Source organism: Streptomyces sp. NPDC096132 (assembly GCF_044763345.1).
Taxonomy (GTDB): domain Bacteria; phylum Actinomycetota; class Actinomycetes; order Streptomycetales; family Streptomycetaceae; genus Streptomyces.
In genome coordinates, this window is sequence record NZ_JBIWGA010000027.1 from 98,566 (window position 1) to 121,590 (window position 23,025).

At 70.7% G+C, this 23,025-nt stretch carries 17 protein-coding genes; 14 read left to right on the forward strand and 3 right to left on the reverse strand.

The features are described from left to right. Positions 1-49: 49 nt before the first annotated feature. From ACIRF9_RS42175 to ACIRF9_RS42190, 4 genes are all read left to right on the forward strand, one after another. A complete protein-coding gene (locus tag ACIRF9_RS42175; protein WP_403833848.1) occupies positions 50-922 on the forward strand; it encodes a carbohydrate ABC transporter permease in 873 nt (290 codons plus the stop codon). Positions 923-954: 32 nt separating this feature from the next. After that, complete coding sequence (locus ACIRF9_RS42180; protein WP_403833851.1) at positions 955-1,884, forward strand: carbohydrate ABC transporter permease; 930 nt, start codon at positions 955-957, stop codon at positions 1,882-1,884. A gap of 152 nt (positions 1,885-2,036) precedes the next feature. Further along, the gene (locus tag ACIRF9_RS42185; RefSeq protein WP_403833854.1) at positions 2,037-2,894 is read left to right on the forward strand and encodes a glycoside hydrolase family 43 protein; all 858 of its coding nucleotides are present in this window, start codon (positions 2,037-2,039) and stop codon (positions 2,892-2,894) included. 359 nt (positions 2,895-3,253) lie between these two features. Next, on the forward strand, positions 3,254-5,734 hold the full coding sequence (locus ACIRF9_RS42190; RefSeq protein ID WP_403833857.1) for a carbohydrate binding domain-containing protein: 2,481 nt from the start codon (positions 3,254-3,256) through the stop codon (positions 5,732-5,734). A 134-nt stretch (positions 5,735-5,868) separates the two neighbouring features. On the opposite strand, the gene ACIRF9_RS42195 is transcribed toward ACIRF9_RS42190, so the two are convergent. Together ACIRF9_RS42195 and ACIRF9_RS42200 are read right to left on the reverse strand one after the other, a co-directional pair. Beyond that, positions 5,869-7,761 carry a glycoside hydrolase family 97 catalytic domain-containing protein gene (locus ACIRF9_RS42195; RefSeq protein ID WP_403833859.1) on the reverse strand — a complete coding sequence of 631 codons (1,893 nt, stop codon included), beginning with the start codon at positions 7,759-7,761 and terminating at the stop codon, positions 5,869-5,871. Between the two features lie 37 nt (positions 7,762-7,798). Further along, entirely contained in the window at positions 7,799-10,099 is a 2,301-nt protein-coding gene (locus ACIRF9_RS42200) for a glycosyl hydrolase family 95 catalytic domain-containing protein (protein WP_403833862.1), read from the reverse strand. A 186-nt stretch (positions 10,100-10,285) separates the two neighbouring features. Here ACIRF9_RS42200 and ACIRF9_RS42205 point away from each other — a divergent pair, with 186 nt between their 5' ends. Both ACIRF9_RS42205 and ACIRF9_RS42210 read left to right on the forward strand, forming a co-directional pair. Continuing rightward, entirely contained in the window at positions 10,286-10,945 is a 660-nt protein-coding gene (locus ACIRF9_RS42205; RefSeq protein WP_403833865.1) for a polysaccharide lyase family 7 protein, read from the forward strand. 147 nt (positions 10,946-11,092) lie between these two features. Then, positions 11,093-11,542: an SsgA family sporulation/cell division regulator gene (locus ACIRF9_RS42210; RefSeq protein WP_403833867.1), complete on the forward strand. Its 450-nt coding sequence runs from the start codon at positions 11,093-11,095 to the stop codon at positions 11,540-11,542. A gap of 19 nt (positions 11,543-11,561) precedes the next feature. Here the strand turns inward: ACIRF9_RS42210 and ACIRF9_RS42215 are convergent, their stop codons facing one another. Beyond that, on the reverse strand, positions 11,562-13,403 hold the full coding sequence (locus tag ACIRF9_RS42215; protein WP_403833870.1) for a glycoside hydrolase family 35 protein: 1,842 nt from the start codon (positions 13,401-13,403) through the stop codon (positions 11,562-11,564). A gap of 74 nt (positions 13,404-13,477) precedes the next feature. Here ACIRF9_RS42215 and ACIRF9_RS42220 point away from each other — a divergent pair, with 74 nt between their 5' ends. The 8 genes from ACIRF9_RS42220 to ACIRF9_RS42255 all read left to right on the forward strand — a co-directional run bounded on the left by ACIRF9_RS42220 (position 13,478) and on the right by ACIRF9_RS42255 (position 22,868). Continuing rightward, positions 13,478-14,497: a LacI family DNA-binding transcriptional regulator gene (locus ACIRF9_RS42220; RefSeq protein ID WP_403833873.1), complete on the forward strand. Its 1,020-nt coding sequence runs from the start codon at positions 13,478-13,480 to the stop codon at positions 14,495-14,497. A 171-nt stretch (positions 14,498-14,668) separates the two neighbouring features. Then, positions 14,669-15,994 carry a carbohydrate ABC transporter substrate-binding protein gene (locus ACIRF9_RS42225; RefSeq protein ID WP_403833875.1) on the forward strand — a complete coding sequence of 442 codons (1,326 nt, stop codon included), beginning with the start codon at positions 14,669-14,671 and terminating at the stop codon, positions 15,992-15,994. A 16-nt stretch (positions 15,995-16,010) separates the two neighbouring features. Then, positions 16,011-17,009, forward strand: coding sequence for a carbohydrate ABC transporter permease (locus tag ACIRF9_RS42230; RefSeq protein ID WP_403833877.1), 999 nt, complete (start codon positions 16,011-16,013; stop codon positions 17,007-17,009). Positions 17,010-17,019: 10 nt separating this feature from the next. Continuing rightward, positions 17,020-17,898, forward strand: coding sequence for a carbohydrate ABC transporter permease (locus ACIRF9_RS42235; protein ID WP_403833880.1), 879 nt, complete (start codon positions 17,020-17,022; stop codon positions 17,896-17,898). A 14-nt stretch (positions 17,899-17,912) separates the two neighbouring features. Further along, on the forward strand, positions 17,913-18,092 hold the full coding sequence (locus ACIRF9_RS42240) for a DUF6903 family protein (protein WP_403833882.1): 180 nt from the start codon (positions 17,913-17,915) through the stop codon (positions 18,090-18,092). Next, a complete protein-coding gene (locus tag ACIRF9_RS42245) occupies positions 18,089-19,519 on the forward strand; it encodes an alpha-L-fucosidase (protein WP_403833885.1) in 1,431 nt (476 codons plus the stop codon). Before ACIRF9_RS42240 ends, ACIRF9_RS42245 begins: the two co-directional genes overlap by 4 nt. Further along, positions 19,516-20,550 (forward strand): hypothetical protein, encoded by a 1,035-nt coding sequence (locus ACIRF9_RS42250; RefSeq protein WP_403833888.1) that lies wholly within the window; start codon positions 19,516-19,518, stop codon positions 20,548-20,550. Before ACIRF9_RS42245 ends, ACIRF9_RS42250 begins: the two co-directional genes overlap by 4 nt. After that, positions 20,547-22,868 (forward strand): discoidin domain-containing protein, encoded by a 2,322-nt coding sequence (locus tag ACIRF9_RS42255; RefSeq protein ID WP_403833891.1) that lies wholly within the window; start codon positions 20,547-20,549, stop codon positions 22,866-22,868. The genes ACIRF9_RS42250 and ACIRF9_RS42255 overlap by 4 nt, the downstream gene beginning before the upstream one ends. Positions 22,869-23,025: the final 157 nt, after the last annotated feature.

The following is a 23,025-nucleotide window of genomic DNA, read 5'->3' on the forward strand; positions in this document are numbered from 1 at the left end:
GCTCCCGACCGTCCCCACCACGGCTCTTTCGGGCAAGAGGAGGATCCCCGTGTTCCACCGACGGCGCGCCACCATGGCCGCCTTCCTGCTTCCGGCGATCGCCGTGTACGGCGTGTTCATGCTGTATCCGCTGGCCCGAGGCGTCTACCTGAGCATGACCGACAGCCTCGGCGGCCCGATCGCCCACTTCGTCGGCACCCAGCAGTACCGCGCCATGGCCGACGACCCGGCCGTCACCGCCGCCCTGTGGCACACCGTGCTGTACGCGGCCGTCGTCGTGGTCGTGCAGAACGGCCTCGGGCTGCTCTTCGCGAGCATGCTGTTCCGCCGCCCCCGGGTCCGCAAGGCGCTCAGCGTCGTACTGCTCACCCCGACGCTGATCTCTCCGGTGATGGCCGCCTTCATCTGGTCGTACCTGTTCGCCCCGACCGGCGGCATCAACGCCCTCCTCGACCTGGTCGGCCTGCACGGGCTGAACCACGTCTGGCTCGGCGACACCGCCACCGCGCTGTACTCGGTGGCCGCCGTCAACATCTGGATGTTCACCGGCTACTCCTGCGCGATCTTCCTCGCCAGCTACATGAGCATGCCGACCGAACTCCTCGAGGCGGCCGCGCTGGACGGCGCGAGCGGCTGGCGGCGCTTCGTCAGCATCGAATGGCCCCTGCTCGCCCCCGCACTCACCGTCAACGTGACTCTCAGCCTCATCGGCTCGCTCAAGGTCTTCGAGTTCCCCCTCGTCCTGACCAACGGCGGCCCCGCCGGAGCCACGGACACGCTGACGCTGCTGGTGTACCGGAACGTCTTCGGCGGCGGGAAGTTCGCCTACGGCGTCGCGCTGTCGGTCGTCCTCCTCGTCACCGTGGTCGTCCTGTCCAGCGCCACCTCCTCCCTGCTCCGGCTCCGCGAGCGACGCATCTGATGGAACCCGACGGAATCTGACGGATCGCCACCATGACTTCAGACATCACCTCGCCGCCGGCCGAGACCCGGCCCGCCCCCGTCGCCGAGCACCGGGCGCCCCTCCAGCCCCGTACGCCGTCCAGGACGTCCCGCAGCCCGCTGCGCCGACTGACCGGAGGCCTCGGCACCGTCCTGCTCTGCCTGGGCACGCTGCTGTTCGTCCTGCCGTTCCTCTTCACGGTCGTCACCTCGCTGCGCACCGCGGCCGACGTGGCCCGCTCCCCGCTGGGCATCCCGCACTCACTGACCCTGAAGAACTTCTCCGACGCCTTCAGCCAGATCCACTACGGGCCCAGCACCCTCAACACCCTGCTCGTCACCAGCCTCTCGTGCGTGGCCATCACCGTGATCGGCTCGCTCGCCGCCTACCCCCTCGCCCGGATCACCCAGCACTGGTCCACCGCGGTGTACCGGCTGTTCATCCTCGGCACGTCAGTCCCCGTGTTCGTCGTGGTGGCACCGCTGTACCTGCTGATGCGCGACCTGAACCTGCTGGACACCTACGCGGGCGTCGTCCTCATCTACACGGCCCTGAACCTCCCGGTCGCCGTGTTCTTCTACACCAGCTTCATCCGCTCCATCCCGGCCGACCTCGAGGAGGCGGCGGCACTCGACGGCTGCGGCGCCTTCCGTACGTTCTTCACGGTCATCCTGCCGCTGCTGCGCCCGGTCACCAGCACGCTCCTGACCTTCGTCTCCCTGCAGATCTGGAACGACCTGCTGGTCCCGCTGGTCTTCCTGCAGGACCCCGGCAAGCGGACCGTCATGGTCAACGCCTACTCCTTCATCGACCCGCACACCGTGCAGCCGACCACCCTGTTCCCGGCCGCCCTCCTCGGCGTGCTGCCCCTGCTCCTCATCTTCGTCTTCTTCCAGCGCCAGGTGGTCGCCGGCATGTCCGCCGGGGCGGTCAAGTCCTGAACAACCCCGCGGGCCGGGAACGGGAGGACGCACCCGTTCCCGCGATCACCCCTGCGCCGGCCCGCTGATCCGCGGCCGCCCCACACACGACGATCCCAGGCTGCCGGGGTGCCCCCTGCCCCGATGCCCACGTTCCGGAAGGACCCTCCACGATGTACGTGGTCTCCTACTTCACCGACGCCGACGAGGCGCTGCACCTGGCCTACAGCCACGACGGCCACGACTTCGTGCCCGTGAACGGCGGCCTGCCCGTCCTGCGGGGCACGGTCGGCACCGGCAGACTGCGGGATCCGTTCATCGGGGTCGGCCCCGACGGCCTGTTCCATCTGCTGGCCACCGACGGCTGGACGAGCCCCCACATCGTCCACGCCACCTCGGGGGACCTGCTCACCTGGTCGGACCAGGAACTCCTCCCGGTCATGGCCGCAGTGGACGGCGCCCTCAACGCCTGGGCGCCGGAGTTCTTCCTGGACCGCGGGACCGGGCTGTACCACCTCATCTGGTCCTCGGTCGTCGAGGCCGGAAGCACGGCCGAGGGCCGCGACTTCGAGCACATCGGCCAGAACCACCGCATCTGGCACTGCACGACCGAGGACTTCAGAACGTTCTCCGCCCCCGGCGTGTTCTTCGACCCCGGCCACACGGTCATCGACGCCACCGTGCGGGAGCTGGAGGGCGGCGGATTCCTCATGGCCTACAAGGACGAACGCGGCACCAACGACCTGGCCACCGCGCACAAGGACATCCATCTGACCACCTTCGACACCCCCGGCGGGCCGTGGACCTCCGCCGTGGGGCCGGTCACGCCCTCCGTGGTGGAAGGCCCGTCGATCTTCCGCCGCGGAGACGAGATGGTCATGATCTTCGACCACTTCCTCGAAGGACGGTACGGAGCCGCCCGCAGCAAGGACGGCGTGGACTGGGAGCCCGTCTCCCTCGGCCTGCCGCGGGGCATGCGCCACGCCTCCGTCCTCGAGACACCCGACCTGACGGCCCTCCCGTCGCACTGAGGCGACGCGGGCCCGCACAGACTCCGGGACACCGGCTCGCCCGAGCTCAGGACGGCCTGCCCGCGCGATTCCTGGACACCGGCCTGTACGACCCCGGGACTCCGGCCTGTACGACCCCGGGCCGTCGGCTCGCCTGACCTCGGGCCGCCGGCCCGCCCCCACCCCTAGTCCTTCGACCCGCCCGCCCCCCAGTCCGCCGACCGGCCCGCCCCGGCCCGTCGGCCCCGCAAGACCCCAGGACACCCCCCCACACACAGTCTCCGGGCGCATCCGCTTCGGCGGCCGGCCCGCCCGGTGCAGGAAGATCCGCGTCGCAGCCCGCGGCGCGGAGGACACATCCAGCCACAAGGAGCGTCGCGATGAAGCGTCGCAGAACGGACCGCCCGGGAGTCCGGGCATCCCGCATCCTCACCCTGCTCGCCACCCTGGCGGGCGCCCTCCTCCTCCCGGCCCACACCGCCCTGGCCGCCGGCACCACCTACTACGTCAACTGCTCGGCCGCCACCAACGGCAGCGGTACCCAGTCCAGCCCCTGGAACTCGGTCGGCAGCGTCAACGGCACCACCTTCGCGGCCGGCGACAGCATCCTCTTCGCGGCCGGCACCACCTGCACCGGTCAGCTCACCCCCGGCGGCTCGGGCGCCTCCGGCAGCCCCATCACCATGGGCGCGTACGGCAGCGGCGCCAAGCCCGTCATCGACGCGAACGGCGCCACCGGACCCGTCATCCACCTGCTCAACCAGCAGTACTGGGAGATCGGCGGCCTGGAGCTGACCAACGCGGCGTCCTCGCCCGCCTACCGCTCCGGCGTCCTCGCCGAGAACAGCTCCGGCGGCGTCCTGCGCCACATCCGTGTGCACGACATGAACATCCACCACATCAGCGGCTGGCCCGGCGGCTGGTACTCCACCAACGCGGGCGTCGGCGTCCAGACCGACCACACCACCCCGGTCTCCACCTGGGACGACGTGGTCGTCGAGAACAACACCTTCGACCACGTCGACCGCATCGCCGTCGCCGTCACCCCGGACGGGGACGGCCAGGGCACCGGCCTGACCACGGGCACGGTCATCCGTGGCAACACCATGACCTACGACGGCGCCGACGACATCCTCGTCGTCAAGAACGACGGCGCCCTCATCGACGGCAACAAGGCCGGCTACGGCGGCGCCAAGAACACCTGCCCGCCCTCCGGCCAGTACTGCAACGGAGCCTCCGCCGGTATCTGGATGTCCGGCAGCTCCAACACCGTCGTCCAGAACAACGAGGTCTACTGCCACGTCAACGGCGCCGACGGCACCGGCTACGACGTCGACTGGGGCAACCACAACACCACGTTCCAGTACAACTACAGCCACCAGAACCTCGGCGGCTTCATGCTGGTGATGCCGCCCTTCACCATCGCCAACGAGCCCACCTCCACCGTCCCCAGCGACGGCACGGTGATCCGCTACAACATCAGCGAGAACGACGGCACCAACGCCGGCTGCCCCGCCTCCGGCACCCCGACCCACGGCACGGGCGTCTTCCACTTCGTGGGCAACATCCCCAACCAGAGCGGCAGTTCGGTCGCCGTCCCGCTGATCTACAACAACAGCATCTACGTCAACAAGAGCGGCCTGAACACGCCGATCCTGTACTCGCGCCGGGGCGGCAGCGTCACCGGAACCCTGTCCTTCCGCAACAACGCGGTCTTCAACTACGGCACCGGCGGCTACTTCACCACCAGCTCCGGCTCCGTCTACTCCAACAACCTCTTCTACGGCACCCACCCGTCCTCCGAGCCCGCCGACTCGGCGAAGGTCGTCACCGACCCCGAGTTCCGCAACCCCGGCAACGCCAACACCTCCTCCTCGTACACCGGCGCCAACGCCTACCAGGTCCACCCGTCCTCCCCGGTGATCCGGGCCGGTGCGGTCATCAGCGGCAACGGCGGCAAGGACGCCTTCGGCAACACCGTCTCCGCTACGGCCGCGCCCAACATCGGCGCCTACAACGGCACCGGCGGCAACCTCGTCTCCAACGCCGGCTTCGAGACCGGCGCCCTGAGCCCCTGGACCCAGGCCAGCGGCAACTCCTCGTCCGTGACCGGCTCAGGCGCCCGCACGGGTACCTACGCCCTGACCACCACGGCGAGCAGCAGCGGCGCCAACCAGACCCTGACCGGCCTGAGCCCCAACACCACCTATCTGCTCACCGGCTGGGCCAAGGTCGCCACGGCGGGGGAGACCCTCGCGATCGGCGTCAAGAACTTCGGCGGTACGGAGACGTACACCAACATCGCGACCACTTCCTACACCCAGGCCGCGGTCCTCTTCACCACCGGCTCGTCGAACACCTCGGCCCTGATCTACTGCTGGAAGAACGCCGGCGGCAGCGGCGCGGGCTACTGCGACGACCTCGCGGTGGAGCCCCTGTCCTCCGCGACCAACGCGATCACCAACGCCGGCTTCGAGTCCGGTGCCCTGACCCCCTGGGCCCAGAGCACCGGTACGGCGTCCAGTGTCGTCGCCTCCAACGCCCGCAGCGGCACCTACGCGCTCCAGACCGGGGCCGGCGCCAGCGGCGCCATCCAGACGGTGAGCGGCCTCACCTCCAGCGGCACGTACCTGCTGGCCGGCTGGGCCAAGGCCGCCACCGCCGGTGAGGAGGTCGCGGTCGGCGTGAAGAGCTTCGGCGGTACGGAAACGTATCTGCGGACCTCGACGACGTCCTACGCCCAGCAGCCGATCTTCTTCACCACGGGCGCGTCCACCACCTCGGCCGCCGCCTACTGCTACAAGAACGCGGGCACGGCGGCCGGTTACTGCGACGACTACACCCTGATCAAGCTCCCCTGACCCGCGACACACCCTCCGCAAGGAGTTCCGCACCACCGAGAACCGTGGGCGGGCCGGCACGTCCGGCCCGCCCACGGGCGTCCCCTGAGGTCTTCATTTCCGGTGGAAGCGCGGAAAGGCGCTGTGGCCCATGCTCAGCGGTGGCAGGTGGTCGCCCCCGGCCGCCACGGGCAGGCGAGGGCCGCGAAGCCGCCGTTGGCGCTGACGCCGACGGGGAGCGTGTCCCCGCCGCGTACCACCTGCCGGTCCTGGACGAGCCCTTCGGCGCCGTCGCGGACCGTCTCGACCAGCCACCGTCCGGGGCCGATCGACAGGGGTACCTCTGCCGTACGGGCCGCACCGGCGTACACCCCGCCGAGGAACCAGCGGTCGCCGCTGCGCCGGGCGAGGACGGCCTCCTGCCCGGGCTGCCCGGTGAGCAGTCGGGTGTCGTCCCAGGCGGCGGGGACCTGGTCGAGGTAGGCGCGGGCGAGGGGGCGTACGTCGTACGACTCCGGGGTGCCGGCGAACATCTGCAGCCCCGACTCGTAGGCGACGGTGAGTCCGACCTCGGCGGCGTCGGAGTTGGGGCGCAGGCCGACGCGCTGGAAGGCGCCGGGGGTGAAGTCCATGGAGCCGATGACGTTGCGGGTGAACGGCAGGGTGGTGAGGTGGGCGGCGGTGTTGGTCCGCTTCTCCTCGCCCGCGACGCCCTCCATGGTCATGACCTGCGGCCAGGTGCGCTGGATGCCCTTGGGGACCGTGGAGCCGTGGAAGTCGACCAGGAGGTGGTGGGCGGCGGTCTCCCGGAGGACGGCGTCGTACCACTGGAGGGTGGACTGCGCCTCGGAGTCCATGAAGTCGATCTTGACGCCCTTGACGCCCCACCGCTCCAGGGTGGGCAGCCACCGGGCGCGTTCCTCGGGCGTGTCGAGGTCGCGCTGGTGGATCCAGACGATGATCCCGACGCCCTTGGCGCGGGCGTACGTGACGAGTTCCGGCAGCCAGCTGTTCGTCTGCCAGTCCGGGTCGGTGGTGTCCCACTCGTCGGCCTTGAAGTACCAGCCCGCGTCGACGGCCTCGTAGGGCCAGCCCCGTTCGGCGGCGTAGTCGACGTACGCCTTCTGCGCCGTGAGGCTCTGGCCGGCCGGGCGGCCGCCGGCCAGCCAGGTCCACAGGACGGTGCCGGGCCGGATCCAGGAGGGGTCGGTGACCTCGGAGGCGGGGGCGAGGTCGTCGGTGAAGGTGGAGCGGGTGACGGTGGCGAGGTCGCCGGTGACCATGGCCCGCCAGGGGGTGGTGAGGGCGCGGCCGTCGGTGCGGACGCTCTCGTCGGCGAGCTGGACGCGGTAGGTGCCGGTGCCCTGGGTGTGGGCGAGGCGGGCGCCGGAGTAGGCGCCGGTGAGGTCGGACTCGGCGAGCAGGGTGTAGCCGCCGGGGGTGGAGAAGAGCGCCTGGTCCGAGTAGGTGCCGGTGGGCGCGGTCGCGGCGGTGTACCGGGTGAACTGCCCCTCGTTGTCCACCCGGTAGGTGCTCAGCCAGGCGCCCGCGTCCGGCGGCAGGGTGAAGGCGGAGGTCTCGCCGAGCACGTCGCCGTACCCGGCGGGCAGGACGTACCGGTAGGCGATGCCGTCGGCGGAGGCGCGGACGACGAGGTCGAGCCGGGCGCCGGCGGCGGTGGCGAAGGAGAGGCGGGTCTCGTTCATGCGGACCCGGCGGTCCAGCCGTTTGCCGGACTTCGTGCGGTAACGCTCCTCGACGCGGCGGTCCTTGCGGTGCAGGAAGCTCAACCCCTGTGACAGGTCCGCCTGTTCGGTGACGATGCCGACGGGCGACGGCTCGACGACCGTACGGCCGTCGCGGGACACCGCGAGGCTCAGCGTGCCGGTGGCCCCGTCCAGGGAGATCCGCGCACGGGGTGCGTGGGCCGCCGTCGAGACGGCCCAGTCCTGCTGTCGCTGCTCGGCCCGCGCGGGCCCGGTCGTGAGGAGTGCGGCCACCAGCCCGGCGCAGAGCGCGGCGACCGCGGTTCTGATCGGAACAGCCATGGGAACCCTTCCAGTCGTTCGTCCGGACGGACGGTGGTTACGGCAGTCCCCAGGCCGGACCCGGTTCGCCGACGGCGACGGGCGCGACGACGAGGTCCGGCCGGGGACCCGAGTGGACGAGCACCTCGCGGCCCCGGGGCAGCTCGATGGCGAGGGTGCCGTCGCCCAGGTCGTGGGTGCGGGCCGGGGTGCCGTCGTCCAGCAGCACGGTGAGGGTGCCGCCCAGGCCGTGCCGGAGCTTCAGCGGCTCGCCCGCCAGGCTCCTGATCCGGATGAACCGGGTCGTCCCCGCCTCGCGGACGGCACTGACCAGGAAGGCGCCCTCGGTGCGGAAGTCGTGCAGGGTGACGTCCGCCCAGTCGGACGGGACGGCCGGGAAGACGCGGATCACACCGCCCCAGCTCTGGCAGAACATGTCGTGCAGCGACTGCGAGGCGGACAACGGCGTCTCGATGACCGGACCGGCCTCGGTGTAGTGGGTGTTGGCCCGGCAGGGGTAGCGGGTGGTGGGGTCGAAGAACTTCCGTAGATACGAGATCGCGGTGTCGCCGTCGCCCATCATCGCGTACAGCGACGCGGCCCCGGTGTAGCTGTAGCCCCGGTGGGCGCCGGTCAGCGCGTGCCAGTGGGCGACGGACCTCGCGATCAGTTCCCGGTTCTCGGGCTGGTCCCAGTTGACGAGGTACAGCGGATAGACCATCAGCAGGTGCGAGTAGTGCCGGTGGGACTGCGCGTACGGGGTGCCGGCGCCGATCATGAAGCCGTTGTCGTCCACCGGGTACGGCGTGAGCCGGGCCAGCACCTCCTGCCAGCGCGGGATCGACTCGTCGTCGACGCCCAGCAGTTCGGCGGAGTCGAGGAGCGTCCGGCAGCCCCAGCGGATCAGGGCCAGGTCGTAGTTGGTGTCCTGCGGGGGCACGACCGGGTACTCGGGGGAGAGGGTGCTCGGCAGGTGCAGCCTGCCGTCGCCGCCCGGAGTGAGGAAGTGCAGGTAGTAGTTGATCGCCCGGCGCAGGACCGGGTAGATCGTGTCCCGCAGCAGGGACTCGTCCATGGAGTGCCGGTAGGAGAGCCACACGTTGTGCAGGGCCCAGGTGAGGTCGCCGGTCTCGGCGCCGGTGCCCGGGCGGCCCACCTCCCGGTTGGCGAACATGTCGGAGCTGCGGCCGACGCCGGAGCTGTCCGCGCGGTAGGCGGCGGGCACGTTTGCGACGAGCTGTTCCTGGTTCTGGCGCAGGGTGGTGGCGAGCGCGTCGAGTTCCGGGTGGTTGGAGCCGTGGATGAGCCAGTACTCCAGCTGCACGTTGAGGTTCCACCACACGGCGGGCCACGGTGTCGGCTCCAGCCACGGGCCGGAGGTGGCCATGACGGGGCCGCCGGCGCGGCTGGCGGAGGCGACCTTGTAGAGCTGGATCCAGTGGAAGCTCTGCAACCGCTGGTCGGGGAACGAGACGAAGCTCTTCGGGTAGAACGCGTGCCACCAGCGCAGATGCCGTCGTCGCAGGGCGCGGTACGAGGTCGCGCGCCGGAGGTTGCGCAGCGAGTCGGCCTCGGCGGCGCTGTCGGAGGGGTGGCTGTGCCCCACGCTGAGGAGGAGTTCGGCGCCGGTACGGCGGTACGACGTGGCGGTCAGGCCGCCGCCACTGAGGGGCTGGAGCACCTGCTCGGTGCCGTCGGTGGTGGTCCGGGTGGTCCAGGGCGGGTTGGCGGTGTAGCCGGCGGGCGGGGCCTCCTGGATGCGCCGGGGGCTGACGGCCTCCTCGGGGTGGAAGGTCCAGCTGACCTGTTCGCCGCCGTCGGCCGTCACACGGGCGGCCAGGACCTCGTCGTGGACGAGGGCGGAGAGGGTGAGGGTGCCGGCGGTGGTGGTGACGGTGCCGGTGAGTTCGGCGTTCCACAGGCTCAGCCGCCAGTCGACGGCGGTGATGGTGCCGACCGGATCGAGTGTGAGATGTCCGACCGGCAGCCGGCAGGTGCCCCAGCCGCTGCCGAACTGGGGCCGGTGGTCCTGGACTCGGCCGTGCTGCACGGTGAAGCGGATCCGGTTGGCGTCCGGTTCCTGGTAGATCATGCTGCCGAGCAGCCCGTCGCCGAGGAACGGACCCTCGTACCAGCGGGTGGGCAGCCGGGTCCACCGGAGGTCCTGGTCGCGCAGGAACCCGGCCCAGGCGTGGTCGGTGGTCATGGCGGAGCGGAGCCGCCAGGGGCGTCTGCCGCCGTTCGGGGCGCTCTCGGCGTGGGCCGGCCCGGGCAGGGCCGCCGCGGCCGCTCCGCCCAGCGCGGTGCCGATCACGGCTCTGCGGGGTAACGGGGAGGGGTGTCCCGACTGTGAGGTCATCATCGTCCTCCTGGCCTGACGGGTCATCAGTACAAGGCATTCATCGGGTGTATTTGGGACCGTAGGCAGGGTTCGTGTACCTGTCAATGGTTCAGGTCCTTGACTCCTCCGATGTCTTGGGGTTGCCTGCTGGTATGTACCTGGCATGTCCCTGACGCCCGCCCCCGTGGGAAAGGAACCCCTTCGATGAACCGGAGATCCGTCTTACGCGCAGGGGCCGGACTGCTGGCCGGCGGCGCCGTGGCGGCCGCGCCGGCGCCGGCCGCCGACCCGACCGACGGCTGGACGCCGACCTCGTTCACCTACAGCTGGCAGAAGCCCTGGAACCTCGACCTCGCCGACCGGCACGGCTACAGCGGCGGAGTCCACCGCATGTGGGTGTACGCCACGGACGAGCCCTTCGAGGAGGGCAGCTCCACCGACCCGCGCACCGAGATGCGCTGGAAGGTCGACTACACGACGGGCGACCGCATGTGGGACGCCGACGTCTACCTGCCCTCCGGCACCGACGGCGCGTCCTTCGTCCAGATCCTGCGGAGCGTCCACCCCTCGGGCACCCCGGCCACCGACATCATGCTCAACGTCTACGACACGGGCGGCGGCACCGTGCGCCGCTACGACGGCACGGTGCTCAGGACCGGCGCGTACGACACCTGGTTCAACGTGAAGATCGCCCACCGGGCGAGCAGCGGGACCGGCACCATCAAGGTCTACTTCGACGACTCCCTCGTCCTGACGGTCGCCGACCGGGGCCCCGCCACCCGCTACTTCAAGAACGGCGTCTACAACCACGGCTCCGGCCGCGCCGAGGCCCGCTTCCGCAACATCGCCTACTGGACCCGGTGACCCGGGGGCCGGGGACCCTCGGAGGGCGGCGCTGTGACGCAGCTCATAGATCCGATCCCAGGGGTGGCGTAATGCCCGGCCGTCCACGCGCTCTCCAGGGTGAGGCGGCGGAACCGGCCGCCGCCTCGCCCGACACCGGAGACCGCCGTGCACTTCAGCCTCGACCAGTCCACGGGCGCCTGCCTGCTCACCCATGACCAGCGGGAGCTGGCCGTGCCGGCCCACCTGCGCTGCACCTCCGACGACCCCCTCTCGGTGCGGCTCGTGTTCCCCGCCTGCGCCTCCCTGGACGGCGAGGAGGTCACCTGGGTCTTCGCCCGAGCCCTCCTGGAGGAGGGACTGCTGAGCCCCGCCGGTCTGGGCAGTGTGCGCATCCGGCCGTACGGACCGTCGCACACGACCGTGGAGCTGCGCGCGGCGGAGGGCGCGGCGCTGATCCGGTTCGACACCGCCGCCCTCCGGCGCTTCCTGACCCGGTCGCACAGGGTGACCGAGGTGGCATCGGCACCCGCGACAGCCACCACGGCGACGGCGACGTCCCCCCGGACGGACCCCAGGTCCCGGCGGCCGGTGGCGATGCAGCGGCCGGCGTCATGAGCGAAGCGACGCGGGGCGATCAGCCGAACTCCTCCACGTACTCCTCCGGCGGTCCCAGCTCGGGACGCTCCCGCAACTCCAGGGCCGCGCCGAGCCGTTCCAGCTCCAGCACGGTCACGGTGTTCTCGCCCGCCCGCAGCAGCGGTGCCGGGCAGTACAGGGTGACCTGCGGCCCGGTCTCCCGGTAGCGGCCGAGCAGGAAGCCGTTCACCCAGACCAGGCCACGGCTCGATCCCGGCAGTGCGAGGAAGGTGTCCGCGGGCGTGCCGACGGGGAACGCGGCGGTGGCGAATCCCGCACGCGTGCCCGCGGGGCCCGGGGCGACCGCGGCGGCCAGCTCCGCGGCGGACCACTCCTGCAGCGCGACCGGCACGCTGTCCCAGCCCTGCACGATGCGCCGGTCGACGAGCACGGGACCGAGCAGGCCCTTGTGCCCGCCGATGCCGGGCCCGTAGTTCACCCGGCCGAGGTTCTCGACCAGGACGTCGAGCCGTACGACCTCGCCCGTTCCGTGGAGGGGGAGTTCGGGGGAGTCGGGATCGGCGACGCCGAGCAGTGTGCCGTCGCGGAAGACCAGGGCCCGGTCCCGTACGTCGGTGAGCAGCAGCCGGTGCTCGCCCGCCGGGACGCGTGGGTGCGCCGTGTGCAGGACCATGCCGGCGTCGAGCCCGAGCTGCTCGAAGGACGCGGGGCGCGGCGCGGTCGAGACCGGGGCCGGTACGGCGCGCAGGCCGGCGAGCAGATCGGCGCGGTGCACGAGGGGAAGGCGGGCCGCGGGGAGCGTCGGCGGGCGGGCCGTCGACCGGAGGGGGCCGGGTGCGCCGAGCACCTCGCGCATCGCGAAGAACTTGGCGGTCAGGCTGCCGTCCTCGGCTACCGGCGCGTCGGAGTCGTAGCTCGTCACGACGGGCCGCAGCCGGCCCCCGTCCTCGTTCGCGCCCGCCCAGAGACCGAAGTTGGTGCCGCCGTGCGCCATGTAGATGCTCACGCTGCCGCCCTCGGCGAGGATGCCGCGCAGGGTGCCGACCGCGCTCTCCACCTCGCGGACGTGGTGCCGCTTGCCCCAGTGGTCGAACCAGCCGTTCCAGAACTCGGCGACCACGAACGGCTCGTCCGGTCGCCGGGCGGCGAGGAGCCGGCGGGCGGCGTCGGGCCCCGACCCCAGGGTGACGGCCGCGAGGGTCCCGGGCAGGGTGCCGCCGTCCAGCATCAGCTCGGTGGGGCCGTCGGCGGTGAACAGCAGCTCGCGGATGCCCCGGACGGCGAGGGCCCGGCGGTTCCAGCGCAGGTAGGCGCGGTCGTCGCCGAAGCTGCCGAACTCGTTCTCCACCTGCACCGCCACCACCGGGCCGCCCTCGCAGGCCTGAAGCGCGGCGAGGCGCGGGACCAACTCGTCGAACCAGCGGCCCACGGGGGAGGTGAACGCCGGATCCGAGCTGCGGACCGCGACGTCCCGGCCGGTGAGCCAGCTCGGCAGACCACCGTTGGACCACTCCGCGCAGATGTACGGGCCGGGCCGGACGACGGCGTCGAGGCCCTCCTCGCCCACCGTGCGCAGGAACCGCTCGACGTCCCGCCAGCCGTCGAAGCGCGGCGCCTCGCCCTCGCGGGGCTGATGGAAGTTCCACGGCACATAGGTGTCGACCGTGTTGAGGCCGAGGTCGGCGAGCCGGCGGATCCGGTCCCGCCAGAGGTCGGGGTGGACGCGGAAGTAGTGCAGCGCCCCGGACAGGATCCGGTGGGGGACACCGTGCCGGTACAGGCGGCCCCCGCGCCAGGTGAGGGCGCCGGTGGCGGCGCCGGTCGCCGCGTCGGTCGTGGTGTGGGCCGGAGAGATGTGTGTCGTGCTCGGCTCAGTCACGAGACGACCTTATGTTATCGATGCCATGCGTAACAAGAACGCTAGGATCTGTGGGGAACACGGAATGGAGCGCCATGACCGAGAGCAGCGCGAGGCTGAGGCAGCCGAGCATGGCCGACGTGGCCCGGACCGCCGGGGTGTCGGCGCAGACCGTCTCGCGCGCGCTCCGCGGCTCGCCGAACGTCAACCCCGAGACCAGGAGGCGCGTGCTCCTCGCCGTCGAGCAGGTCGGCTACCGGTTCAACAGCGCCGCGAGGGCGCTCTCCTCCGGGCGCAGCCACACCCTGGGGCTCGTCCTGCTGGCCTCGGGCGGGTACTACTCGCGCTCGGCGGTGACGGCCGGCGTCGAGGCCGCCGCCGGTGAGGCCGGGTACGCGGTGAACATCGCGACCATCGCCGCGCTCGACACCGGACTGATGGAACGGGCCCTGGCCAAGCTCGCGGACCAGGGCGTCGACGGCTTCGTCATCGCCGTACCTCTCATCTCCGTGACGCGGAAGATGGAGGAGATCACCCGCGACATCCCCACCGTCACCCTCGACGGCTCCCGGACCGCGGGCGCCCGCGTCCTCGGGATCGACCAGCGGGAGGCCGGCCGGGTCGCCACACGGCATCTGCTCGACCTGGGGCACGAGCAGGTCTGGCACGTCTCGGGGCCCGACGAGTGGATCGAGGCGCGCCGTCGGCGGCAGGGCTGGCAGGAGTGCCTGGCCGCGGCCGGGATCGAGGCACCGCCGGCCCTGGAGGGCGACTGGTCGCCCGACTCCGGCTACCGCCAGGGGCAGATCATCGCCATGATCCCCGAGGTCACGGCGGTCTTCGTGGCCAGCGACGAGATGGCGTTCGGGGTGATCCGGGCGCTGCGCGAGCGCGGCCGGTCGGTGCCCGAGGACGTGTCCATCGTCAGCGTCGACGACATCGCCCTCGCGGCCTACTGCTCCCCGCCGCTGACGACCGTCCGGCAGGACTTCTACCGCTACGGCGCGGCGGCCGTCGCCCTGCTGCTGGACGGCGACGAGGCCGGCGTCGAGGAATCCGCCGCCACGGCGTCGCTCTCGGTACGCGGCTCCACCGCACCCCCGCGCCGCTCCTGACCCGAGCCCCGGTCCGCCGGACCGGCCCCGGTCTTCCGCTCGTCGAAAAGGCTCCCGTGGGCCCCTTGCGTCCGCCTGGGATCGGTGCCACCGTAAGGCCTCATGTTATCGGTGCCACCGTAACAGTGTGGGTGGTTGCCGGGCTTGTTCCGTCCACGGGAAGGACCCCACATGAGGAGATCGCTCGTCCTCGCGGGCGCCGCGGTCACGGTGCTCGGGCTGCTCGCCGGCTGTTCCTCCGGCGACGGGAGCGGCGCGGACTCCGGCAGGACGACCCTCAAGGTCGCCGCGCTCGAAGGCGGCTACGGCCGGGACATGTACACGCGGGTCGTCAAGGCGTACGAGACCTCGCACCCCGACATCGATGTCCAGTTGCAGATCTCGAAGAGCATCGAGGACGAGATCACCCCGAACATGAAGGCGGGGCGCTACCCGGACGTCGTGGTCCTCGGGCAGGGCCGCAAGGCCGCCCTCACCGAGACCCTCGTCAAGGACAAGGCACTGGAGGACCTCACGCCGGTACTGAAGGAGAAGATCCCCGGCGAGGACCGCACCGTGGGGGACAAGCTCACCAAGGGCATCGTCGGCAACCTCAACACCAACCCCTACGGCACGGACCAGACGTATCTGATGCCGATGTACTACGCCCCGACCGGCCTCTTCCACAACAAGGGCCTGTTCGAACAGAAGGGCTGGAAGGTCCCGGCCACCTGGGACGAGATGTTCGCGCTCGGCGACACCGCCAAGAAGCAGGGCATACCGCTGTTCACGTACCCGACCGCCGGGTACCTCGACTCGTTCTTCTTCGCGCTCCTCGCGGACATCGGCGGCGAGCAGTTCTACACCGACGTCATGACGTACAAGAAGGACGTCTGGAAGACGGCGAACGCCCGCAAGGCGCTCGACATCACCACCCGCCTGCTGGGCTACGCCGCGCCGACCACCGTCGGCTACGCCAACGAACAGGACTTCACCAAGAACCAGCAGCTGATCCTCGACGACAAGGCGCTGTTCATGCCCAACGGCACCTGGATCGTCGGCGAGATGGCGGACGCGCCCCGCGCGAAGGGTTTCCAGTGGGCCCTGACCCCGCTGCCGGCGGCCACCGCGGGCGGCAAGCGCTACATCACGACGTCGGCCGAGTCGGCCTGGGTCCCGAGCGCCGCCCAGCACAAGGACGCGGCGAAGGAGTTCATCGCCTACCTCTACTCCGACGAAGCCGCGAAGATCTTCGCCGAGTCCCACGCGATCCAGCCCGTCGAGGGCATCGCCAGCAGCCTGACCGGGGAGAACGCCGGGTTCTACAAGGTGTACGAGGACCCCTCGGTCTCCGCGCTCGTCGGCGGCTTCGCGAGCACCGCGCCCGTCGAGGGCGTCGACATCAAGGCCACCCTCTTCGACACCGCGAACAGCATCATCAGCGGCGACACCACCGAGGACAAGTGGCAGTCCGCGCTGAACGACGCCAGTGAGAAGCTGCGCCAGGCGGGCGACTGAGGTGAGGACCGGCACGGTGAAGCCCCTCCTGAAACCCCTCTCCACCCCGCCCGACGGCACCACGGACCCCCCGTCCGCCCCGGCGCCGACCGCCCGGACCCTGCGGCGCGACGGCACCCGGACCCCGGCCCGCAAGCGGGGCAACACCGCATTCGTGCTCGCCTGTCTGCTGCCCGCGCTGGTGCTCTTCGCGGTCTTCATGGTCGTCCCGACCGTGAACGTGTTCCGGATGTCCCTCTACACCTGGAGCGGATTCTCCCCCGACATGCGGTTCGTCGGGCTCGACAACTTCCGACGCCTCCTCGACGACCGGCAGTTCGTCCGCGCCTTCCAGAACACGGTCGCCCTGCTGGTCGTGGTCACCGTCGTGACGATGGGCCTGGCCCTGTTCCTCGCCGCGATCATGACCCGGCAACGGCTGCGCGGACGGAACCTCTACCGCTTCGTCCTCTACATCCCGAACGTGCTCTCGGTGGTCGTCATCGCGGCGATCTTCTCCGCCGTGTACGACCAGAAGAACGGTCTGCTCAACGGCACGCTCCGGCTGCTGTCGCTCGACGGCTGGCAGCAGATCTGGCTCGGCGACCAGAAGATCGTCCTCTACTCCGTCGCGATCGCCATGGTCTGGCAGTCGCTCGGCTACTACATGGTCCTCTACATGGCGGGCATGGCGAGCATCCCGGAGGAACTCTACGAGGCGAGCGCCCTCGACGGGGCGTCCGCCGTCCGCCAGTTCTTCGCCCTCACGCTGCCGCTGATCTGGCAGAGCCTGCGCACCACCCTGACGTTCTTCATCATGAGCTCCGTCAATCTCAGCTTCGTCCTCGTCCGCGCGATGACGGGCGGCGGACCCGACGGCTCCTCCGACGTCCTGCTCAACTACATGTACAAGCAGGCGTACACGAACTCCTCGTACGGCTACGGCATGGCCATCGGCGTGGTCGTCTTCGCGTTCTCGTTCCTCGTGTCGCTGCTGGTGAGCCGGGCGACACGGCGTGAGCCCCTCCAGTTCTGAGGACACCGCCATGACCACGATCGACCCGACCCGCCCGCGCGCGGCCCGGACGCTCACCCACGTCCTGGTCGCCGCCCTGGCCCTCGCCATCGCCGTGCCGGTCGCCTGGGTGCTGCTCGCCTCGCTCAAACAGAAGAGCGAGTTCTTCGGCAGCCCCTGGACGCTGCCGAAGAGCCCGCACGTCCAGAACTACACCGACGCCTTCGTCACCGCGCACATGGGCCGGTACTTCCTGACCTCGGTGCTCGTCACCCTGCTCGGGCTGGTCCTCGTCCTGGCGGTCTCCGTGCCGGCGGCCTACGTCGTCGCCCGGTACGAGTTCCGCGGCCGCCGCCTCGTGGAACTCGCCCTCCTGGGCGGCCTCTTCGTCAACGTCAACTACATCGTCGTACCGATCTTCCTGATGCTCGTCGACTGGGACCGCGCGCTCGTCGACGTCTTCCCCGGCGGGTTCTTCATCGACAACCCCGCGATGCTGTCGCTCGTCTACGCGGCGACGTCGATCCCGTTCACCGTCTACCTGCTCACCGCGTACTTCCGGTCCATCCCCGTCGAGTACGAGGAGGCCGCCGCCCTGGACGGGGCGTCCCGCTTGCGGACCATGACCAGGATCATGCTGCCGATGGCGCGCCCGGCGATCACCACCGTCGTCCTGTTCGACTTCCTCGCCTACTGGAACGACTTCATCATCTCGCTCACCCTGCTCCCCGGCGAGGGCAAGACCCTGCAGGTCGGTCTGCTCAACCTGTTCACCGCGCAGAAGGCGGCGGCCGACTACGGGCGGCTGTACGCCGGCATGGTCATCGTCATCGTGCCCGTCCTCCTCGTCTACGCGGTCATCCAGCGCCGGCTCGTCGAGGGCATCGCCTCCGGCGGAGTGAAGGGCTGACGGAAGGAAACCCCATGAAGGACTCGACGCGTACGGCGCTGCTCGTCACCGCCCGTACGCTCGTCACGGCGGCCTGCCTCACGCTCCTCGTCACCGCGCGCACGACGGTCGGGTGGGGACACCTCCTGCTCATGCTCGCCGCGCTGGCCGCGCTGCTGACCCTGCTCGCCTCCTACAACCGGCGGTTCCGGTGACCGCGGCCGCGCCGACCGGCCGGGCACTGGCGCACATCCAACCGAGCGAGCGCCAACTCGCCTGGCAGACCATGGAGTTCTACGGCTTCCTGCACTTCGGCATGAACACCATGACCGACCGGGAGTGGGGCGAGGGACACGACGACCCCGCGCTGTTCGACCCGTCCGGACTCGACGCCGACCAGTGGGTCACGGCACTCAAGAGCGCCGGGATGACCGGCGTGATCCTCACCTGCAAGCACCACGACGGCTTCTGCCTGTGGCCGAGCGACGTCACCACGTACTCGGTCGCCTCGTCGCCGTGGCAGGGCGGCCGGGGCGACGTGGTCGCTGAGGTCGCCGACGCCGCCCGGCGACACGGCCTGCGCTTCGGGATCTACCTCTCCCCCTGGGACCGCACCGAGTCGTCCTACGGCTCCGGAACGGCGTACGACGACTTCTACGTCGCCCAGCTCACCGAACTGCTCACCCGGTACGGCCCGGTGTTCTCCGTGTGGCTGGACGGCGCGAACGGCGAGGGCCCGAACGGAAAAGTGCAGGTCTACGACTGGGACCGGTACTACGCCGTCGTACGGGAGCTGCAGCCGGACGCGGTCATCAGCGTGTGCGGGCCGGACGTGCGCTGGTGCGGCAACGAGGCCGGGGACACCCGCCCCGACGAGTGGAGCGTGGTACCGCGCGCCCTCCAGGACGCCGAACGGACCGCGGACCGCTCCCAGCAGGCCGACGACGGCCGCTTCGCCCGGCTGGTGCGCAGCGACGAACGCGACCTCGGCAGCCGCGCCGCGCTGGCCGGGCACGAGGACGACCTGGTCTGGTACCCGGCCGAGGTCAACACCTCCATCCGGCTCGGCTGGTTCCACCACCCGGCCGAGGACGCCGCGGTCCGCTCCGCGGACGAACTGTTCACCATCTATCTGCGGGCGGTCGGCGGCAACTCCTGCTTCCTGCTGAACGTCCCGCCGGACCGCTACGGGCGGGTGCGGGACACCGACGTGGCGGTCCTCGGACAACTCGGCAGGCGCATCGAGGACTTCCGGGCGCGGCGGATCGGGACGACGGCGGTGACCGTCTCGTCCGGCACCCCGGGGGACCTCGCGACCGCGTGGCCCGGCAGGGGCCGTACACCATGGCGGCCGGACGACACGGACCCCCGGCCCGCCGTGACCCTCGCGTTCGCGGAACCCCGCCCGGTCGAGGCGGTCGCCCTGGGCGAGGACATCACCCACGGACAGCGCATCGAGCACGTCGTCGTCCGGGGCCGCCGGGACGGCCGGTGGACGACACTCGCCGAGGCGAACGCGGTGGGTCATCAGCGCATCCTGACCTTCCCGCCGGTGGAGGCCGACGCGGTGGTGGTGGAGGTGCGGGAGGCGCGGGACACACCCGTCGTCGACCGGGTGGCGGCGATCGGAGCGGCCTCGTGAAGCGCGTGATCCTGTTCGTCACCGGCGCCTGCGTCACCCTCACCGCGCTGGTCGTCACCCTGGTCGTCACCCACGGCCACGGCTCCTCCGACGAGGTGGCCTCCGTCGACGGACATCCGGTGACCCGAGCCGAACTCCTCTTCCACATGCGCCGGTTGGCGCCGACCGTGCAGAGCGAGCTGCGCAGCCGGTACACCCTGGTGGGCACACCCGACTGGAACGCCCAGGTCGGCGGCGAGAGCGCGCTCCGGCGACTGGAGGACCGGGCCCTGGAGGAGATCCGGCACGACAAGACCGTCCTCGTCCTGGCGAAGGAGCAGGGACTCGTCGATTCCGTCGACCACAAGGACTTCCTCGCCGACCTGACCGCCGAGAACGAGTCCCGTGCCCGGGCCACGGCGGCGGGGCGGACCGTGTACGGGGTCACGCGGTTCTCCCCGGAGGAGTACTACACCCACCGCCTCACCGAGCTGACCACGGCCCTCGAACAGCGGCTCGGTAAAGGCGCCGACGCCCCGCTGAAGGTCACCGACGCCGAGGTCCGGCGCGCCTTCGAGGCCGACCGGGACGACTGGAGCGCCAACGCCACCACGTACACGTACGCCCGACTCGTCGTGCCGGTGCCGGCCGGCGCCTCCGCCGACGGTCTGCAACGGAGGGTGAACAGAGCCAAGAGCCTCGCGGCCGTCGCCGGCACCGAGCCCGGCGCGCGGCTGACGAAAGCGACATACGACAAAAGCACCTCGGGCGGGCTGAGCTCCCACGACCAGGACCTCATGGCGGTGCTCGGAAGGCTCGCACCCGGCCGGATCTCCGCCCCCGTCAGGGGCACCGGCCAGATCACCTACTACCAGCTCCAGAGCGAACACGTCGACGAGGACAAGGCGTTCGCCGACTACTCCGGGCGGATCCGGCAGTCGCTCGTCGAGAAGAAGTTCGACCAGTTGATCCAGCGCCGCGTCGACGCCGGCGACATCGATGTCGACACCTCGGCGATGGAAGCCCTCACCGCAGAGGATGTGCACCCATGAGACCCGTCGACACCGGACCACCCCTCCCACGGGCGCTGTACGCGGGCTTCGTCGCCCTGCTCGCCGCGCTGCTCCTCGGATCGCTCATGCCCGCCGCGCACGCCGCCGCGAGCAAGGACCACGTCCCCGCCCGCCCCGCCGTCAAGGCGTCCTGGCCGGGCAACCTGCCGAACACCACGGGCGGCAAGGACTACTTCATCGACGCCACGCAGGGACGCGACACCGCGGCCGGCACCTCCCCGGCGACCGCCTGGCGCACTCTGGCCAAGGCCAACGCGTCGACGTTCGCGCCCGGCGACCGCATCCTGCTCAGGGCCGGTGCGCAGTGGCAGGACGAGCAGCTGTGGCCCAAGGGCTCGGGCAGCGCCGGCCGACCGATCACCATCTCGGCGTACGGCGACCCGAACGCGGCCCGGCCGTACATCGCGACGAACGGCAAGGTGCCGAGCCCGTTCAGGGCCGACGGCACGAAGAACGCCGCGACCGTCGGCCTGACCGGCGCCATCGTGCTGCGCAACCAGCAGTACTGGGACATCGACAACGTCGAGCTGTCCAACGACGACGATTTCGCGACCGACATCACCTCGGGGTCGTACGTCCGCGACGGAATCATGGTCTCGATCAACGCCGACCTCCTGGCGAGCGGCGCGGACAGCGTCATGGACCACTTCCGTGTCTCCAACGTGTACGTCCACAACCTCGACGGCCCGAGCTCCTGGCAGAAGATCCACTACGGCGCCGTCGACTTCCAGGTCTTCGGCGGCAAGAGCTACAAGGAGTACGGCACCGGCGGCTACCACTTCAAGGACGTCCGGATCGAGAACAACACCTTCGAGAACGTCGAACTGCACGCCGTCCAGTTCGCGTTCAACTGGTTCGCCGCCGACGGCGCGAACTCCGGCCAGTACGACGAGAACGGCAAGTGGCACGAGGGCTGGGAACAGCTGTGGGTGCGCACCCGCGACCTGTACAGCCGTGACGTGTACATCGGCCACAACTACGCCGCGAACATCGGCCAGGGCGCGATCCAGCTGGCCGACACCAAGAACATGACGGTCGAGTACAACGAGGTCAACGGCTACCTCAAGCGCTACGACGCGGTGTCCTGCGCCCTCTACCTGTGGGCCGGCGCCGACTCGGTCATGCAGTACAACGAGGTCTACGGCGGTCCGAACAACGAGTACGACGGCACCCCTTGGGACCTCGAGTACACCAACTTCAACGTCACGTACCAGTTCAACTACTCGCACGACAACGCGGCGGGCTGGATGGCCTACATGGGCAACAGCTCCAACTCGGTGGCCCGCTACAACCTGAGCGTCAACGACAACGGCGTCCTCGTGAAGAACATGCTGTCGACGAACTACTCGCCGACGTACTTCACCAACAACACCTTCGTCTACGACGGCGCCGACCTCGACTACGTCCACGACGAGACGTTCCTGAGCCGGGTCTACTTCCTGAACAACGTCTTCTACAACACGTCGACGACCACGGAGACCCCCTGGTACCGCCGGAGCGGCGCGCTACGACAGGCCGTGTTCTCGAACAACGACTACTTCGAGGCGGGCGGCACCCACCCCGCCCAGGAACCCGCCGACCCCAGGGGGACGCGCGCCGACCCGCGGTTCGTCGGCGACCCGGCCGACTACGTCACCGGCGTGGGAGTGAACCGGATCCGCGAGGCCGCGGCGCACTTCGCGCTGCGCGACGACTCACCGCTCGTCGACGCCGGCCGCTACAACCCGCACCTGGGCACCGAGGACTTCCTCGGCACGCCCCTCTACTACGGCGACGCACCGGACATAGGTGTCGCGGAGTCGCGGATCGGCCCCCGGGTCCCCGACCCCGTCGACGACGACCCCGTCGAGGAGGACGCGGACAACCGGGTCGACCTCGCGCTCGGCAAACCGGTCACGGCGAGCTCGACCCACCCGGGGGCCAACGGGACGCTCACCGCGGACAGGCTGACCGACGGCGACCTCACCACCCGCTGGGCTGCCGCCGACGACGCGACCTACCCGATCACCCTGGACGTGGACTTCGGCACGGACACCACCTTCAACGAGGTCTACCTCGACGAGTACACCGACTCGGGCACCAACCCACGCGTGCGGACCTTCGACCTCCAGCGCTGGGACGCCGGGAGCGGGCAGTGGGTGACCTTCGCGAGCCGTGACACCGGCATCGGGCACGACCTCACCGTGAGGGGCTTCGGCGACGTCACCACCTCCCGGTTCCGGGTGGCGCTCACCGGGAAGATCGCGACGGAGCAGTACACCCCGACGCTCACCGAGATCGCCGTCCACCACGAGTGACGGCCACCGGCGGGGGGGGGCCCCCCCCCCCCCCCCCCCCCCCCCCCCCCCAAAACCCCCCCCCCCCCCCCCCCGGGGGCCCCCCACCCCCCCCCCCCCGGGGGGCCCCACCCAGCCGCCCCCCCCCAAAAACCCCCCCCCCCCGCCCCACCCCCCC